Source organism: Ferrimonas marina (assembly GCF_900129905.1).
Classification (GTDB): Bacteria; Pseudomonadota; Gammaproteobacteria; order Enterobacterales; family Shewanellaceae; genus Ferrimonas; species Ferrimonas marina.
Genome location: NZ_FQXG01000005.1, coordinates 238493 through 255867, shown reverse-complemented (window position 1 = coordinate 255867; position 17375 = coordinate 238493). Strand labels below are relative to the sequence as shown.

The following is a 17375-nucleotide window of genomic DNA, read 5'->3' as shown; positions in this document are numbered from 1 at the left end:
CGACAAGACGAGACCCCGATGCTGTTCAAACGCACCCCGCGTGCCCCTGCCGTTCCCACCCCCGAGTCCATTGCCGCCGCCTTTGCCCAGGCCGAGCTGGCCAGTCGGCCCTTTCCCCACCAGGCCCCGCTGGCGGTCATGCTGGAGCCGCGTCAGACCCTGCGCGGGATCCTCGACAGCAGCGAGCCGCGCCGCTGGTTCTGGTGGCTGCTGGTGCTGTCACTGGTGGTGGGCCAAATGGATGACGTCATCAACCTGGTGTCCGAGGGGCTGATGGGGCCCGCAACATTGGCAAAGACCCTTGGCGTGTTCCTGATCGCCATCCCGGCCACCTACCTGATCATGAAGCTGGCGGCCTGGGGCTATCAGCACATAGGCCGCTGGCTTGGGGGCAAGGGCGATACCGAGTCGATCCTGGTGGGCATGATGTGGGCGACGGTACCGCAGCTGTTGTTGCTGCCGGTGGCTCTGCTGCTGGCGCTGTGGGTGGGGTTGGATGCGGTTTTCGACCTGGGATGGCTGGCGGCCGAAGGCTGGCTCTTCCCACTGGCGGTGGGGCTTTACGTCATCCTGCAGACGGTGTTTGCCATCTGGGCCTTCGGCCTGGGCATCGTTAACCTGGCCACCTGTCATGGCTTTGCCATCTGGCGAGCCCTGCTGAGCTTTGTGCTCTTTATTCTGATGGTGATCGTGATAGCCCTGCCCTTGGTGTTGCTGCTGGAGTGGCTGTTCGCGCTCTAATGGCACCCACGCCTAGAGACAACAAAGCGCCGTGGCCAGAAGCCGCGGCGCTTTGTCATTTCAAGGCTGGTGTTTGAGCGCAGCTGTTAGTCCGCTTTGTTACCGCCCAGCAGCCGGCCTATCCCCTTGAACAGGCCCCAGATCGCCGCCAAGGCCACGAACCAGAACTTCTTCAACAGCATCAGGATGGCCGCCAGAACACCGGTTTTTGCCAGGGTTTTGCCGGCGATCAGGCCGCCAATGCCATAGGCCGCCATCTTGTCGGTGCTGGCATCAAAGTCACTGTACTGGTGGCCAGGGCTGAACTCGGCCACCGCCAGGATCTCCTCCATCTGCCCCTGGATCTGCTCCAGCTGGCTCATGTGGGCGATAAAGCCCATCTGCAAGAAGCCCTGCCGGCCCAGCACCCGGATGTCGTAGTTTAGGGTATTTTCCTCGTAGCCGACAAAGTGAAGCTCCTGCGCCCAGTGCAGCTTGTGGGTCTCGCCATCGTAGTAGGGCGCCGAGGCCCAGCCCACCAGGCTGATGGCCGGATAGCCCTGCTCAGCACGCTGCATGCTTTCTTGCCGGGTGTCGGCTTGCATCTCGCTGAGCAGCGCGTCGTAATCGATGGTCTGCGCCTCGCTGTCATCGATGTAGCCATCCTCGACGTAGTGCAGTGTGGTGGCCCAGGACGCGTCTGCCATGGGGTCAAAAGCCACTGGCATCAGCAATCCATGACTGTTCAAGCCGGTGCCCGGGACGTTCTGCCACAGCTGGCTGAGAATGAGCTCGGCATCCTCGGGGGAGAAGTAGTAGAGATGCTCCGGCACATTGAGGACGATGCGCTGCTCCGCCAGGGGGATCTGCCCCTGTTGGGGCGCCAGGGAGTTGAGCTGAGCAAGGTAGTCGCGAAAAAAGCCGTGGTCTTCCGCGCTGTATTCCGGGTCTTCCAGTGCCTGGGTGAGCTCCTGTTGCAGCTCAGGCCAGGCCGGCATCGCCTGGGTGGGGGCCAGAAAAGCCCATAGGGCCCAGGGAGCAAGGCTAAGCAGTGTTCTCATGGTCAATATCCTTATCAACGACCCCACTAAGCTGACAGTATTTGGTCTTACGTGCAATCGAAGGTGACTGATTTGGCGTGACTTTGGCGTAGCCCATGGGCTGAGGCCGGTGGTTCTCAACAGCCTGGCGCTCGCCTGAGTTCATGCGTCGTAGGAAAAAGCCTAAGTCCCTGTCAGAACTTGTCCTTTTGTCGTTTTTCTGGTGTTTTGGTTGGATAGACTGAGACAAAACCATGCCAAGGATGCGCTATGAACGACACGGATGCGGTAAAACCACCCCACAACTCTCCCGACACTGAGCCATACGGTAATGAGTCTCCGGCTCAGCCCTTTCCCAAACAGGCCTTTCTGGCGATGATGCTGGAGCCTCGTGCCACCTTGAGTGCGGTGCTGGCCAGCGACACCCCGCGCAAGGGCTTTGTGTTCCTGTTAGTGGTGATCGTGCTGGCCAGCGGCCTGGAGACCTTGTTTAGCGGCGACATGGCCGAGGCCTCCAGCCCGGAGCTGTTTGGCTTTGGCTTCGGCCTGCTGGTTGCCGCTCCTATCGCCTTAGGGTTTATGTATCTTTCGGCGTGGCTGACCCGATTGGTTGGCCGTCTGTTTGGCGGGGAAGGGGAACTGGGGGACATGGTCACCGGCATGGTCTGGGCCCAGGTGCCTGCCCTGATTTCGTTGGGATTGTCTATTTTGCTGTTCGCACTGTTCGGCACCGAGCTTATCACCAATCCCGATGCCATCACCGAGGGGGGGACACTCAAAGGGCTGCTGGCGGTGGGCATTGGCTTGCTGCAGATCGTGTTTGCCGTTTGGGGATTGGTGCTCAGCGTGGCAGCGCTGTCGGTTACCCTGAACATCAGCCTGTGGCGCTCGGTCGGGGTGCACCTGGTGATCATCCTGTTCTTCATCCTGTTGGCCGTAGCTGTGGTGATGATGATGGACGACCCCTCAGTGCTGTGGAGCTAAGCTTCAGCTCACGGTGTGTCCACTAAAAAGCCATGGAGTGACAATCAATGTCTGCAGAGCAACCCGCCGGGAATACAGATCCCACAGGACCGGCCACATCTGGAGAGCTGGGCGAGGCCACCGTGTTTCCGTCACAGCCCTTCCTGGCGATGATGCTGGAGCCGCGTAAGACCCTGAGGGCGATCCTGGCCAGCGACACACCAAGGCGTTACTTCTGGTGGCTACTGGCGCTGGGGACCTTCGCCGGGGTGCTGCAATCGGCGCTGGACCCCAGCCTGCAAAGCGGCGCGACTGCGGCAGGCGAAGGGGGCAGCGGCTGGCAGGCGTTGGCCATCTTGATGGTTGGCTCGGTGGTGGCGATCCCCCTGGCTTGGATCATCATCCATCTCATCGCCTTTCTCTACCGGTTGGTGGGGGGCTGGCTCGGCGGCACCGGCAGTCTCAACAACATCGCCACCGGCATGGTGTGGGCCCAGGTACCCAGCATCCTGGGCTTGGGCCTCTCCTTGGTGCTGCTGGTGATCTATGGCCCCTCGGTGTTGGTGGACCCCAGCCAGCTGGGCCAGGCGGCGCTGTGGCAGAACCTGGCCTACGTGGCCATCGTGTTTTTGCAGACGGTGTTTGGGGTGTGGGCCTTGGTGCTCAGCGTTGCCAACCTGTCGGCGGCCCATGACTACGGCATCGGCAAGGCGCTGCTCACTGTGTTGCTGGTGATCCTGCTGCTGGGCGCCATCGCCATCGCGGTAGGGGCGGTGCTTTACGGCGGCTGATTCTGCCGCCTGCACATACCCCAAAATGAAAGCGCCCCGTAGGGCGCTTTTTTACTGCTTGAGCATTGGCGTTGCTGGCGTGACCTTAGTGACGCTGTCGCAGCAGGCGCACCAGCACCAGCATCAGAGACCACCAGGCCAGGCTACCACCGCTGCTGCCCTTGTCCTCAACCGGGGGGGCCGGTTGAGGCTCCGGCTCAGGTTCCGGTTCTGGCTCTGGCTCGGAAACAACCTCAGCGGCCAGGTTCAGGGTCGCCATCACCGGCAGGCTGCTGCCCGCTTCGGTGGTGATCACCAGGCTGATCTCCGCCACCTGGTCGCGAGCCAGTGCGGGCACCTCGATGCTGAGGGTGGCGCCATCGTTGTCGCTGAGCAGCAGCTCCGGCCCGGATTGTTGTTGCCACTGGTAACTCAGGATCTCGCCGTCGGCTTCCATCCCGGCTTGCAGCTCGAGGGTCGCCGGGCTTTGTACCGACAGCTTCAGAGCCGCTTCACCGTTGATCAGCGCCTTGGGTTTTTCCGGCGCCATCACGCTGACCGGGGTTGCCTCCACCGTCACACCGCTATCGGCGATCTGGGTCAGCGCGTGGGTCAGGGCCAGTACCAGCTCGGCATCGCTGTCGGTCACGGCGCTGGTGTCGATCACCAGCTCCAGGCTTTGCGCCTGGGCACCCGCCACCTGGCGGACCTGCCACTGCACCTGGTTGTCGCTGATTGCTCCGTCGGTCGCCTCGACCACCGCGAAGGGTTCGGGCACCTCCACACTCAGGCTATAGTCACGGTCTTCGGCGCTGTCGTTGGCCATCAGCTCGATGCTGTAGCTAACGGTTTCACCGGCAGTGACGGCGCTTTGCTCGGTGGCGAAGCGGACGTCATCGGGACCACGGTCCAGTTCAAAGTAAACGGTGCCGACGTTATCCGGCTGCTCGGCATTGGTGCCCACGGTGATGGCACCGAAGTAGCGCTCACCTTCGGTCATCGGGTGGTCCCAACGGACGTCGATGGCGAACTCTTCTCCGGTCTCGACACTGGCTGGCGCGCTCAGGCTGAAGGTCGGTTCATGATCCTTCACATTGGCGATGGACAGGGTGTGCGAGTAGAGCGTCATTGGCTCGGCACTTTCGTAGTTGTGGACCACCACCAGGTAACTGCCCGGCATCGGGTCTTCCATCACACAGTTCTCCTGGCTGTCGAAGCGACCGCTCACACAGAAGGCGTTGTTGATCTCGAACATCGAGGGCTCACCGTTGCCATCGGAGTCGTGGACGATGAACAGGTCCAGATCCAGGGCGTCAGCGTCGCTCAGCCAGGCGGCAAACACCTCGGTACTGGCACTGATCCCCACCGGGACAACATGGAGGCTGGCGGAGTTCTCGGTGCGGTAGCGGGCATCCGGATCCCACAGGGTGTCGGCCTTATGGGTTTCTACCTGGGTCAGACCACGGGGCGTCAGCTGCAGATCGTTCGAGCCGATGGTGACAAAGCCCTCGATGGCATGGCTGTCGGCATCACGGTTGGCGGTGATCACCTCGCGGTTTTCCAGATCGCCGGGCACGCTGCCCCCCTCGAAGTTGACCACCACGGTCAGGTGCTGCTGCGGCAGGCCGCTGGCGGTCAAGGCGATCTCACCAAACACCCACTCGGAGGTCAGCTCCTCGTTGGGTGACGCGGTGATGGTCAGCTCCTGGCTTTGGCCTTCGCTCAGGCTGAAGCTGGCGGGGCTGATCTCGATGGTGAAGCCGGCGCTCTGGTAACTGGCCGCGGTGGTCCAGCTGGCATCGGCGGTGGCGGTGACGGTCCGGGTCCAGCTGCACTGGCCCACACAGTTGAGGCCAACCACAGAGGGCAGGTTCAGGCTGCTGGGATCGCCTTGCTCATCCGGGTTGGCATCCAGGTACTCCTGCTCGGAGATATCCAGCAGCAGACCGGCGTCCACCGCCTGGTGCACCTGGATCATCCCCATACCACCATCAAACGGGGTGGAGGGGGTGAGCTCGCCGTCGTAATCGTCGTCGGTGAAGGTGGTGTAGTTGGCGGTGGTCATCAGCGCGGATTGCACCTGGGCTGGGGTCCAGTCCGGACGCAGCGCCGCCATCAGCGCCAGTGCCCCGGCCACATGTGGGCTGGCCATGGAGGTGCCGCTCATCAGGGTGTACTCCGGCGGGATGGTGCGGGAGTAAGGCCACTCGGTGGTGTGGGCGGCGAACACGTCCACCCCGGGAGCGGCCAGATCCGGTGCCAGGCTGCCGGCATAGGGCAGGTTCGGGCCACGGGAGGTGAAGTCGCCGGCGATGTTGCCCAGCGCCGCATCCTTGATCATCTCCGTGGTGCCGATGGTGGCCAGGTGGTCCTCACCGCTGCTGAGCCAGTCCAGCAACAGCTCGCCACTGGCTTTGTCGAGCTGGATGGCGGGCAGGACGTGCAGATCGGCCACCACGTTGTCGACCTCATCGTCGACATTGACCAGCACCAGGCCACCGGCTCCGCCGGCCAGGACGTTATCGCCCTTTTCGACCCGGGCGATGTCCCCGCGGCGGCAGACAACGATCTCACCGCTGAAGGTGTCCTCGGCGAAAGGGGTGTTACACAGGCCATCGCCATAATCGTCGGCATCGACGATGGTGGCACTGATCCCTTCGGTTGCCCCTTTACCGGTCAGCGGCGCCGGCGGCGTGGTGTCGCCTCCGCTGAAGCCGTTGAGCTGCTTGTCCAGGTAGCCACGGTCGTGGGTGTAAGCGGCCACCGTGGTGATCCAGGGCGCGTTACCGGGCGTGCCGACGGTCCCGGCATTGGGGCCGGAGTTGCCGGCGGAGGTGGCCACGTGGATGCCGGCAACCCGGGCGTTGAGGAACGCCTCGGTATCGTAGCGCAGCCAGGGGCTATCGGCCGGACCGCCCACCGAGTAGTTGATGACGTTGACGCCGTTCTCAATGGCGTGCTCCAGCGCCTTGATGGTCAGGTCGGGGTAGCAGCCGCCGTAGTTCGGGTCATCGCTGTGGGGCAGACAGACCTGGTAGGAGACGATGTTGGCCCGGGGGGCCACGCCACTGATGGCGGGCATGCGGAACTGGGCCAGGCCACCGATGACGTTGTACATGGGGAGATCGGTCAGGGGGTTACCGGCCGCGGTGGCCGCCACGTGGGTGCCGTGGCCCTGGAAGTCCCAACCGGTGTCCAGCAGCTCGGTGCGGGTAAAGTGATCCTGCGGGGTGCTGGGGTAACGCAGGTGCAGCTCAGGGTAACTGACGATGCCGATCAGCTTGTCGTTACACAGCTCGGTACGGATCTCACAGTCACCCAGGTAGACGCCATCGCCCAGCGGGTTGGTGTGGACATAGCCGTCGCTGGCAGTGGCGGTAAAGGAGGGGTGATCGCCATCGATGCCGGTATCGATGATCCCGACCACGACCCCTTCTCCTTTGGTGGCCAGGTGCGAGCCCAGGCCCGCCCAAAGTTGGCTGGCACCGATAAAGTCCGGGCCGGCGTCGGTGTGCAGCTGGTGCATCTGCACCTTCTGGATGCCGGCAATGCTGCTGTCGGCGGCCAATCGCTCGGCCTCGGCCGGGCTCAGGTGCACGGTGGCGGCGTTGAGCACGGTGCCATATTGGTTCTCGAATTGGAGCGGACGCCCCAGCTTGCTCGACAGGCTCTGGCGGCTTTGCTCTCGTTCTGTGGCCAGGCGGTTGAGGTAGGTCTGGCTGGCGGGGGCTTGCACATTCAAGCGGCCGCTGGCCTGTTTCATCGACAGGATGCCGAACTGCTGCAGGCCATCGGCGGCAACGGCCAGCGGTTCGGCGTGGAATTTGACGAAGTACAGATCGCTGATATCCCGCGCCTCTTTGGCGGACAGCGCGGACATGGAGTTGATAGGGCCGGCCTGGAAGTTGCCGGTATGGTCGCCAGCCTGGGCCGACGCTGCAGCCGCCAGGGCTGCCAATACACTGAGTCTCAACACAACATGAGTCCTTCTAGATGCAGAGAGAGGGGGCCGACCAGGGCCGGCCCCGTAGTGGGCTTAGCGACGGCGACGCAGCGCCAGCCAGGCCAGCAGCGGCAGGGCAAAGCCCAGGCTGCCGCCATCGTCGGATTTCGGCACGGGTGCCGGGGCAGGCGCCGGGGCCGCAGCGATGCTCAGGGACATCTCGGCACTGGCCTCGAGTGCACCGTCACTGGCGGTAACGGTGACGGTGTAGTCGCCTGCACTGCCAGCGGTACCGGTGATCATCATGCTGTCCGAATCAAAGCTCAGGCCTTCAGGCAGGCCGGCCACGCTCAGCATCAGGTTGTCGCTGTCGGCATCCGCGAAGTAACCGTCCAGCGAGAGCTCCACTGCGTCCCCTTCGGTGAGGCTCAGGCTCGGCAGCTCGCTGATCAGTGCCGGTGCGGCAAGCACGGTGATCACCAGCTCAGCGGTGGTGCTGTTGACGCCATCGTGGACAACCACCTTGGCGATGTACTCACCCGCCGCTTCGACGGTGCCGGACAGGGTCAGGCTGTCGGCCTCGAAGCTCAGGCCCTTGGGCAGGCCCTCGATGCTAAAGCTCATTGCATCGCCCTCGGCCTCACTGAAGTAGCTGGCCAGTGAAAGCTCCAGGCTGTTGCCTTCGATCAGCTCGAAGCTGGGCAGTTCGCCATGCTGGATGGGGGCAACATCGTTGACGTTGGTGATGCTGATGGTCACCTCAGCCGCTTTAGAGGTGATGTTTTGACCCATCTGGGTCATCACTTCGAAGGTAAGGGTGTGCTGGTTTTCAAAGTCCAGCGCCGCCGGGTTGGCCACGGTGATGGTGCCGTCTTCGGCAATCTCAATGGGATTGCCCGGGATGGCGGTCATCAGCTTGACCACAAAGGGACTCCACTCACTGCCGACCTCACCAAAGAAGCCCGGTGTGGTCAGCGCGAGCTGGCCAATCACGCTGCCGGCGCTAACATCTTCGCTGACGATGAAGTGCTGGCCCGGGGTGACCTGCGCCACGGAGTAGGCACTGTCGTAGCCCATCCCGTAGGTGGCCTCCAGCGAGTAGTCACTGTGCAGGTCCATCAGGACAAAATGCGCCTGGGTGCACTGCTCAAAGCTCGGGGCCTGGATGCTGGCATCGGTGTTGATGTTGCTGTCAGACCAAATGCCGAAGCTGCTGCAGGCACCATCGGTTTGCGAGTAGAGCATCGCGCTTTCACCGGGCGCCAGCTCCATCTGATGGGTCCACTCATCCCCTTCCATGCCCTCGGCATCGATGCGGTTGAGCTTTACCTCGTTGGTGCTCCACTGGGTGCCGCCCCAGCCGTCGTCATGCTGCATGCCCCACTTGGAGGGGTTGAACATCAGGATCGGATCGCCCACATCGGGCAGGGCATCGCGGTCGGTGCTGAAGATCATGCCCAGGTTCTGGTCAAAATCGTCGGGGCTATCGATCTCGTGGTGATACAGCTCCTCCAAACAGAACTGACCCACCACCTGGTTGGTGCCCGGGGTGAAGTGCACCGGCAGCTGCGACGGGGTGTAGCGGCCATAGGGGTTGGACGGGTCATAGGTCAGGTTGTAATCGGTGTAGTAGCTTCGTGGCTTGCCTTCGGGATCCATGGCGATCCAGACCTGGGCAAAGATATCCTCGTCGTTCAGCCAGGGTTCCCAGTCGATCCCCTCCGCCAGGTTGTAGTCCTCGACGATCCGCTCGAAGTACAGCTTATGCAGCAGCAGGGTGTCGCCGGATTTGTCGAAGTAGTTGGCCGCCGAGATATCCGCCGGCTGGTGCAGGATGGCGCCAAACACGTACTTCTTGCCGGAGCTACACATGGCTTCGTCATAGATGCCGGCCATGGTGTGGTTGAGCAGGTGGGTGGCATTGGTCTTGTCGGTGGGGATCTCTGTACGAGAAGCGACCACCGGCAATGCGGTTGCCAGCATATTTTGCGCACTGGTGTTGGTGAAGCTTTGCTTGCGGGTTGCTGTGCTGAAGGACCACGGTAGCGGATGGGCCAAGTCGGACCAGACATCCTCAAAGGTGTCGAAGTTACGCTGGATGCTGCCGGCGTGCTTGGGCAGGATAGCCCAGCCCAGGCTCAGGGTCGGTTGACTGTCGCTGGTCAGCTTCAGGTAGCCATTGAGCTCTGCCTTTTCCCAGTTCTCCAGGCTGTAATCGTCGCTGTTGTGCAGCCCGATGGAGGGCAGTGAGGCGGCGTCGATCTCCAGCACCAGCGGAACGGTGATGGTGGTGTTGGCCGGTACGGTAACCGAGGCCGGGAAGCTCCAGGACAGGGCAGCGTTACCGTCGCGCTCGGCGTGCTCCATGCTCAGGCTGTAGGTTTGCGCCTGTTCGGAGAAGTTACGCAGAGACACCTCTTTCACCACACGGTGGCTGCCGTCTACCGTTACCTGGCCAAAGCGCAGGTGCGGCTGGTAGCTGCCCTTCTCCCAGGCGGCCACCGGCGAGCTCAGTGCGGCGTCGATGTTCTCCACACCGCCACCGATCTGGGTGACGGAGGCCTGCATGCCGCTGTCGCCACGCATCACCATGGCATTGGCGGTATTGGCCAGCAGGGCTTTCACCTCCACATTGGACAACCCATCGCGGTCGCCCTTGACGATGGCGGCGGCGGCAGCGATGCGCGCCACGGTGAAGTCGTAATGGGCTTCATCACCAAACTCGGTGGCGGTGCCCACCAGCGCCACATTCTCGGTGCTGGCGTAGCTGACCAGATCCGGCTTGATGGTTTGTGAGCCCCGTACCGGGCCGTGCGGGGTCCACTCGGTGGTGACCAGGTCGGCGCCATTGGTTTCAACCGCACCCACGGTCAGCGCGCTGTCGGCGGCCCCCAGGGTGGCGATGTTGTACTTGGAGGGGAACTCACCGAAGTAGCCGGCGGTGGTGACAACGGTGACGCCCTTGGCAGCCGCCGCATTGACCATCTGGGTCTCCATCTGGGCGCCGGAGATGTTGTCGCCCTTGGGATCGTAGTAGGCGGCGTAGTGGCCGCCGTAGAGGCTGTGATCCACCAGGATGATGTCGGCGCCTTCAGTAATGGCCTCTTCAAAGGCCTGGGCCAGACGGGTGCGGTCGACCACGGTTTCCAGGATGGCACCATCCCAGCTGCGCTCGTACACGGTGCCGATCTTGTAGGCGAGGAACTTTGCCCCGGGGGCTTGCTGATGGATCAGCGATGCCAGCATGGTGCCGCGGCCGGTAGGGAACTCCCAGCCATTGATGTTGACCAGCTCATCGTTGCCATCCAGCGGGTTCTCATCGATAGCCCCGTTGAATTCGGAGGCGTAATCGTGGCCACCGATCACGGTGTCGGTGGGGAAGCCGTCATAGGGTGCAGTACGGTTGGCATAGGCATCGGCGTAGGCCTCTGCGGTGCCGGCACCGCCCAGGCTGGCGTGGGTGTAATCGATACCGGTGGAGAAGATGGCGACGGTAACGCCGGCGCCGGCATCCGGGTTGTCAGACAGCTTGGGGGCCGCCTCGGTCATCTCGTTGATTTGTGCCTTTTTGACCAGCTTGTTGAGCTTGGCCCCTGGCTGGGCTTTGCGAGCACCCTGCACCGCATCGACGCCTGCCACCTCCTGATGGGCTTGTAGAGCTTGCGCCGCTTCGTCGCTGAGGCTCAGGTGCAGGGTATTGGCGACCTTGCTGCTGCGGCCCAATACCTGCGCCTTGGGATCGAGCGACTTGGCCAGGGCGATGATGCGGTCCTGGGCCTGCTCGGCGGCGTTGAGATCGCCACCGGGTGCCCAAGCGGCGGGAGTGGTTAAAGCAAAGACATAGCTTTCAACCTGTTGGTTCTGGCTGGCACCGACTGACGTGAGCTGGTCGGTGGCTTCGGTGGCGATCAACGCCGCCGGGGCGATGGCCATGCTGACACAGAGTGCCAGACGACTGAGGGTAAAGCGGTTCTGGTTCATCCCTGGATTCCTTCTGGATTGAGGAAGCTTTTAAGGCGCTGTTGTTGTTGTGGTACGCCCTGCTTTTTTTGTTCTGGCTGGTCAAGCCAACCAATCTCGTTGATACCCAAGGGCAACCGGGACGGGGAAGAGAATCGGGGTCAGATCCCTCTCCTGTTATTGTCTTTTTTTTATCATTTGCATTTAAATCAACATCTTACGCATTACCTTTTCGTGTCACTTTGCGACAAAATCATTTGCTCAAGCGTCGTGGGTTGACGGTTATTGCGTGGGCTGTGTATTCGTGGCTCCACAACAACAAGAAAAACAGTTCAAGGACGCACGATCATGGGGCATGAAGAGTATCGGGTTGGCGATTGGCACATCGTCACGTCAGAACTGTCATTGAGCCGGGAGGCCGACGGCCAAAGCCAGCAAGAGACCCTGCCACGCAAGGTATTTGAGGTGTTGCTGCTGCTGGTACAAAGCCATGGCCAGACCGTCAGCCGGGAGGCCTTGATTGAGGCGATCTGGGATGGCAACACCGCGGTGGGCAACCGGGGTATCACCAACGCCATCTACCAGCTTCGCAAGTTGCTGGCGGATGGCGACCAGGAGGTGATTAAGACCATCGCCAAGACCGGCTACCAGCTGCTGCTGCCGGTGACCATGCTGAATAAAGACGTGGTGCCGGATAAGCCGAAACGGATTCAACTGGGGGCGGATCTGCGCCAATGGGGACTGGTGGCCGGCTTAACGGTGCTGGCGGTGCTGGCCTGGTATCTGCCAAGCCCGCAGCCCGAGGCGCTGCGTTACGGCAAACCCAGTCCTATCACCTACCTGGAGGGGGTGGAGGAGAATCCAGCGTTGTCGCCGGATGGCCGTTACCTGGCCTTTATGTGGGAGCGCCACAACGAGCCGGCCCGGATCTTCATCCAGGATCTGCATCAGCCCGAGGCGCCGTTGCGCCAGGTGAGCTTTAGCCGCCACGCCGAGGCCAGCCCGGCCTGGTCGCCGGACGGTCGCCGTTTGGCTTTTGTCCGTGAGAACGACAGCGGCCAGTGCGATGTGTGGATAAAGCCGCTGGATACCCTGGAGGAGAGCCGGGTGGGCACCTGCGTGCTCAATCGCTTCCACAAGGTGCTGGACTGGTCACCCTCCGGCCGCTACCTGGCGATGATCGACAAGGTGCCGCAGCAGGACCACAGCGCGGTGTTCCTGTATGACCTGGAAAGCCATGAGCGGCGCCAGCTGAGCCAGCCCCAATCCGGCCAGCAGGACAACCAGCTGGCCTGGGCCCACACCGAAGACCGATTGGCCTTTATACGCTACCAGGGCGGCTACCAGGCGGAGCTGTTTACCGTCGACCTCACTGGCCGCGAACGCCAGTTGACCCAGGATCGCGCCTCTATCCATGGCCTGACCTGGAGCCGGGACGACAGCGCCCTGGTGTTCAACTCCATGCGTGACGGTGACCATAGCCTGTGGCAGCTGACCCTGACCACCGGCCATATCCAGCCGATGGTGCGGGACATGACTCCGTTTAATATCGAGGCCCTGGCCCAGCCCGGCCACTACGCCTATGTTCGCCATGCCTCGCTGGAATACCTGCAGTTGTGGCAGGGTGAGCGGCACAACAACATTGAGTCTGCCGGCCGTGACCTGTTTGCCGCCCTCTCGCCCGATGGCAGCCAGATGGCCTTTCTCTCCAACCGCAGCGGTCAGTTTGAGATCTGGCTGGCCCAGAGCGATGGTCGCTCGGCTCGCCCCTTAACCAACAAAGAGGGGCTGCCGGATCTGCCCGCCTGGTCGCTGGATGGCCAGCAGTTGGTGGCGGCGGTAACGGTCAAGGGCAAGGCCACCCGGCTGGTGCTGTTTGATCTGGCCCGGGAGCAGCGGCAGGTTCTGCTGCAGGATGAGCATCTGTATCGCAACCCGCAATGGAGCGCCGATGGCCAAAGCCTGGTGATGGCCAGCAACCGCAGCGGTAGCTGGCAGATCTGGCGGCTGGAGCTGGACTCCGGCCAATTAACCCCATTGACCGAGCAAGGCGGGGTGTTTGCCCGCCAGGATGGCGAGGGGCGGCTTTATTACACCCGTCTCAACGAGCCTGGGCTGTGGCTGAAAGGGGCGAATGAGCCCAAACGCAAGCTGATAGAAGGGCTGGCGGTGGACGATTGGGGCAATTGGCTGCTCACCGACGAGGGCCTGATCTACCTGCGTCGCGGCAGCGAACAGGATGAGTTGGTGCGCTGGTGGCCAGAGGGAGAGGAGGTGTTGCAGCTTTTTGAGCGCGGCAGCGTTAAGATCCACCGCAGTCTGTCACAGGATAACCAGGGCCAATTGCTGCTAACCCGGCTGGGCCGGCGCGAGGCCAACATCATGGCCATCGCGCCGCTGGAGCCAACGGCACTCTAGGCTGGCCGGCACCAGTTCAGGTCCTCGGCAGCCGCGCAAGGGCGAGGCTGGGCAGGGATTAGGGCAACGTTAGCTTTCCTGGTCGCCAGGCCAGGTGGCGAAGCTCCAGCGGTAGCCGTCGTTGTCTTTCACCGCGTACATGCGATCGCCCCAGAACATGTTGTCCACCTCTAGGGTGATCTCGGCGCCGGCCCGACGAGCCTGCTCGCAGTGGGCGTCGACATCTTCGCAGTAGAGGTATAACCCGGTGCCCTGCTCGATACCACTGCTGGCGGGGCTTTGTGCCTTGCTCTCCCAGGCGCCTTCGCGGCCCATCATGATGCGGGCCTCGCCGAAGGTCATCTCGGCGTGCTGCAACACCCCGTTCTCCTCCATCGGCTGATCAGCCAACTCAAAGCCAAAGGCCGCATGGTAGAAGTCGATCGCCTGCTGGACGTCCTTCGCCATCAGGTAGGGCATCAGGGTAGGCACCCCGTGGGGTTTGAACTGGCTCATGGGCGCTCCGTGTGGCCAACAGTGACTGCCTAGGGATAGCAGCCCAGCACACCAGCGGCAAGCAAGCTCACTCCGGGGCGAACTCGTCCCACACCGATAGGGTGATGATGCCGCCGATGCCGATATAGAGGCCGCAGGTGAGGTAGGAGTTGGTGAAGTCCTTGAGCAGGTAGCCCAGGGCAATCAGGGAAAACGCGGTAATAGCGGTAATGGAAGTTCGGACCAACATGATGACACTCCGAAAGTAGCCAAAGGGCCCTACTGGTATACCACCTTGGCCCAAAGTGCCCCGTGTTGGCCCTCATGAACCGCGAATCTGGCGGCGCGGCAGGCGCCGCCATGAATTGCTACTCCGCGACCTGTTGCTCGATGAACTTTACTCCATCAGCTGGGCAGCGGTCAGCAGCAGCTGCGGCGACACCCGCACCCGGTAGTTGGGGTTCACATAGGAGAACTGCACCAGTCCCTTCTCATCCACCAGGTAGGCGGCCGGCGCAGGCAGCACCACCAGTTTTTGGGCATCCTGCTTCATTCGGTCGGCGCCAAAGCGTGCCTTGTACTTGCCGCTGGTGCCCTTATCCAGGGTGTAGGCCAGGCCAAAGCCATAGCTGGCCTCGAGGTTACGATCCGACAGTAGGGTGTAGTTGCCCTTGCCTTCGCCCTCTTTGAGCTTCTCCGGCGGCTCCGGTGCCAGCGCCAACACCTGGATGTTCAGCTCAGCCAGCTCCTTCTCAATCTCCTGCAGCCCAGCCAACTGGGCGTTGCAGTAGGGGCACCAGCCACCGCGGTAGAACAGCACCAGTGAGCGCTTACCCTGCAGCAGGCCATTGAGCGACACCGCGTCGCCATCGCTGTTTTGTACCTCGATGGCGGGCACCGCCATGCCATTGAGCAGTGGTGATACCGCCTCCGGGCTGGCGGCGGGTTGGGTTTGGCGCGGAGCGTTATCGGCCAGGGCAGGGGCCAGGGTGCTAAGAGCCAGCAGGCCGGCCAATAAGGATTTGAACAACATGAAGTTACCTTCCAGTGGTGAATGTCGCCTCAAAAGACCGAACGGCACGGCATCTCATTTCACACCACGGGAACAAAACTTAAGCAGTTGAATTGGAACCGAGTCTGGCCCCTGGCTGCAGGGATGACACTGGCTTGGGGCTTGAGTATACTTGCCATCTCGTCGGGCCCCGGCCCGCAGTGTCAGCGTAACGCTGGCCCATCAGTTTCAGGCCCCTTAGCTCAGTTGGTTAGAGCAGGCGACTCATAATCGCTTGGTCGCGGGTTCAAGTCCCTCAGGGGCCACCATATTAGGACGTTGTCAGATTTGACCAGACAACGCATCAAGCCCCAAAGCATTGATAAACAGTGTTTTGGGGCTTTTTTCTTTCCGCTGCCGTCCCATGGCTTTCATTGACATCCGGCCTTTTTAGTAACACGGTATGTAACACGAGCACCCAGGGTTGCGAGGTCGTGTTACTAAAATGGCAAGGAAAGTAAATCCCCTTACGGCTACGGCAGTTAAGAACGCCAAGGCGACGGGCAAGCAGTACAATCTGGCCGATGGTGGTGGCTTGATGCTGCGTGTTAGTAACACGGGCTCGAAACGCTGGCTGCTGAACTACGCCAAGCCATATACCAAAAAGCGCACCAATCTTGGGTTGGGCGGCTACCCGGAGGTGTCTTTAGCGGATGCGCGTGAGCGTGCCGCAGAAGCCAAGCGACTTCTGGCCAATGGCATTGACCCCGTCGAGAACAAAGCTGAGGAGCTGCTGGCGAAGTGCCAATCGAAGCTGAGCACGCTCGAGGCCATCGGTGAGGAATGGCTCAAGGTAAAACGGACTCAGGTCTCTGAGCAGCAAGCGGACAAGATTTGGCGTCGGCTGGAGCTGCATGTATTGCCTGCATTGGGTAAGCGGCCCATCACGGAGCTGACTCGCCAAGAGGTCATCAAGGTCTTGCGTCCGATTGAGGCTGCTGGGACCTTGGAAACCGTAAAACGCTTGTGCCAGGCACTGAACCAGTTGATGACCTACGCAGCAAATGCGGGGTATGTGGGCGCAAATAACCTGACTGGTATCAATAAGGCATTTGAAACCCCTAAGCCACGCAACATGCCCTCCCTGACCCCAGAGCGCCTTCCAGAGCTGATGGCTAAGCTGCACGGCGGTTCACTGGCCACTCAGACACGGCTAATGATCGAGCTGCAGTTGCACACGATGACTCGTCCGAACGAGGTGGCAGAAGCCCGTTGGGAAGAGGTCGATTTAGAAGGTGCACTCTGGGTCATTCCCGCAGAGCGCATGAAGATGAAGCGTGCGCACAAGATCCCGCTGTCGGATCAGGCGTTGAATGCCTTCAATGACATGCAGGCGATCAGTGGCCATCGCGAGTATGTGTTCCCCAAGCGGGGCGATCCCCTCGGGCATGCCAGCACCCAGACGGCCAATCAAGCGCTCAAGCGCATAGGCTTCCATGGCGAGCTGGTATCCCATGGTCTGCGCTCGCTGGCGAGCACGACACTCAATGAGCAGGGGTTTGAACCAGACATCATCGAATCCGCATTGGCGCACATGGATGGCAACGAAGTGCGTGCTGCTTACAACCGAGCTGAATACTTGCAGCGTCGCCGGTTGATGATGGACTGGTGGGGAAAGCACATTGAGCGGGCTAAGCGTGGCGAGTTCGAGCTGACCAACCAGGCGGCGCTTCGTGTTGTCACTTAAACCCTATACGAAATGGCTGCAATTTGGCGCGGTGTGTGTCGGGGAAGTTGGTGTTTGCGCCAGAGCCAATGCATTGCGTGGGCGTTTTGTGGTCTGGCATCTGCAAAGGCCCTTAGGAAGGGGGCAGAGAAGGATCGCTGCTAAGGGGTAGGGGGAGGGTGCAAACGCCCAGAGGGGGTACCCCCCTTTTCATATATTGCCTAAGAAAATTCTCGGTTTTTTTGGCTTTTCCGACTGGTCGTAGTCTGTCGTAGCGGATCCCGGCAGCGGATAAGGCCCAAGCCCCCGATGCTCCTGTATTGTCGTAGATGTCGTAGATGTCGTAGATGTCGTAGGTGTGCTGGCTGTA

Annotated in this window: 11 protein-coding genes and 1 tRNA gene; 6 read left to right on the top strand and 6 right to left on the bottom strand. The window is 61.6% G+C overall.

Annotated features, from left to right (window positions below):
- Window positions 1-18: 18 nt before the first annotated feature.
- Window positions 19-741: a YIP1 family protein gene (locus tag BUC04_RS13475; protein ID WP_067663984.1), complete on the top strand. Its 723-nt coding sequence runs from the start codon at window positions 19-21 to the stop codon at window positions 739-741.
- Between the two features lie 86 nt (window positions 742-827).
- Here the strand turns inward: BUC04_RS13475 and BUC04_RS13470 are convergent, their stop codons facing one another.
- Window positions 828-1781 carry a DUF2167 domain-containing protein gene (locus BUC04_RS13470; RefSeq protein ID WP_067663987.1) on the bottom strand — a complete coding sequence of 318 codons (954 nt, stop codon included), beginning with the start codon at window positions 1779-1781 and terminating at the stop codon, window positions 828-830.
- 249 nt (window positions 1782-2030) lie between these two features.
- Here BUC04_RS13470 and BUC04_RS13465 point away from each other — a divergent pair, with 249 nt between their 5' ends.
- Window positions 2031-2744 carry a Yip1 family protein gene (locus BUC04_RS13465; protein WP_067663990.1) on the top strand — a complete coding sequence of 238 codons (714 nt, stop codon included), beginning with the start codon at window positions 2031-2033 and terminating at the stop codon, window positions 2742-2744.
- A 47-nt stretch (window positions 2745-2791) separates the two neighbouring features.
- The gene (locus tag BUC04_RS13460; RefSeq protein WP_067663993.1) at window positions 2792-3514 is read left to right on the top strand and encodes a YIP1 family protein; all 723 of its coding nucleotides are present in this window, start codon (window positions 2792-2794) and stop codon (window positions 3512-3514) included.
- An 85-nt stretch (window positions 3515-3599) separates the two neighbouring features.
- Here the strand turns inward: BUC04_RS13460 and BUC04_RS24240 are convergent, their stop codons facing one another.
- Window positions 3600-7469 carry a S8 family serine peptidase gene (locus BUC04_RS24240; protein ID WP_073325927.1) on the bottom strand — a complete coding sequence of 1290 codons (3870 nt, stop codon included), beginning with the start codon at window positions 7467-7469 and terminating at the stop codon, window positions 3600-3602.
- 60 nt (window positions 7470-7529) lie between these two features.
- A complete protein-coding gene (locus BUC04_RS13450) occupies window positions 7530-11417 on the bottom strand; it encodes a putative Ig domain-containing protein (RefSeq protein ID WP_067663999.1) in 3888 nt (1295 codons plus the stop codon).
- Between the two features lie 327 nt (window positions 11418-11744).
- On the opposite strand from BUC04_RS13450, the gene BUC04_RS13445 reads away from it, so the two are divergent.
- Window positions 11745-13814: a winged helix-turn-helix domain-containing protein gene (locus BUC04_RS13445; RefSeq protein ID WP_067664002.1), complete on the top strand. Its 2070-nt coding sequence runs from the start codon at window positions 11745-11747 to the stop codon at window positions 13812-13814.
- A gap of 69 nt (window positions 13815-13883) precedes the next feature.
- On the opposite strand, the gene BUC04_RS13440 is transcribed toward BUC04_RS13445, so the two are convergent.
- The 3 genes from BUC04_RS13440 to BUC04_RS13435 form a co-directional block, all read right to left on the bottom strand.
- Window positions 13884-14309 (bottom strand): VOC family protein, encoded by a 426-nt coding sequence (locus BUC04_RS13440; RefSeq protein WP_067664005.1) that lies wholly within the window; start codon window positions 14307-14309, stop codon window positions 13884-13886.
- A 67-nt stretch (window positions 14310-14376) separates the two neighbouring features.
- Window positions 14377-14538 (bottom strand): hypothetical protein, encoded by a 162-nt coding sequence (locus BUC04_RS23965; RefSeq protein ID WP_156480039.1) that lies wholly within the window; start codon window positions 14536-14538, stop codon window positions 14377-14379.
- Between the two features lie 147 nt (window positions 14539-14685).
- Window positions 14686-15321 carry a peroxiredoxin-like family protein gene (locus BUC04_RS13435; protein WP_067664008.1) on the bottom strand — a complete coding sequence of 212 codons (636 nt, stop codon included), beginning with the start codon at window positions 15319-15321 and terminating at the stop codon, window positions 14686-14688.
- Between the two features lie 210 nt (window positions 15322-15531).
- On the opposite strand from BUC04_RS13435, the gene BUC04_RS13430 reads away from it, so the two are divergent.
- A tRNA-Ile gene (locus tag BUC04_RS13430) sits at window positions 15532-15608 on the top strand.
- A 176-nt stretch (window positions 15609-15784) separates the two neighbouring features.
- Entirely contained in the window at window positions 15785-17026 is a 1242-nt protein-coding gene (locus tag BUC04_RS13425; RefSeq protein WP_067664011.1) for an integrase domain-containing protein, read from the top strand.
- The last annotated feature ends 349 nt before the right edge of the window (window positions 17027-17375 follow it).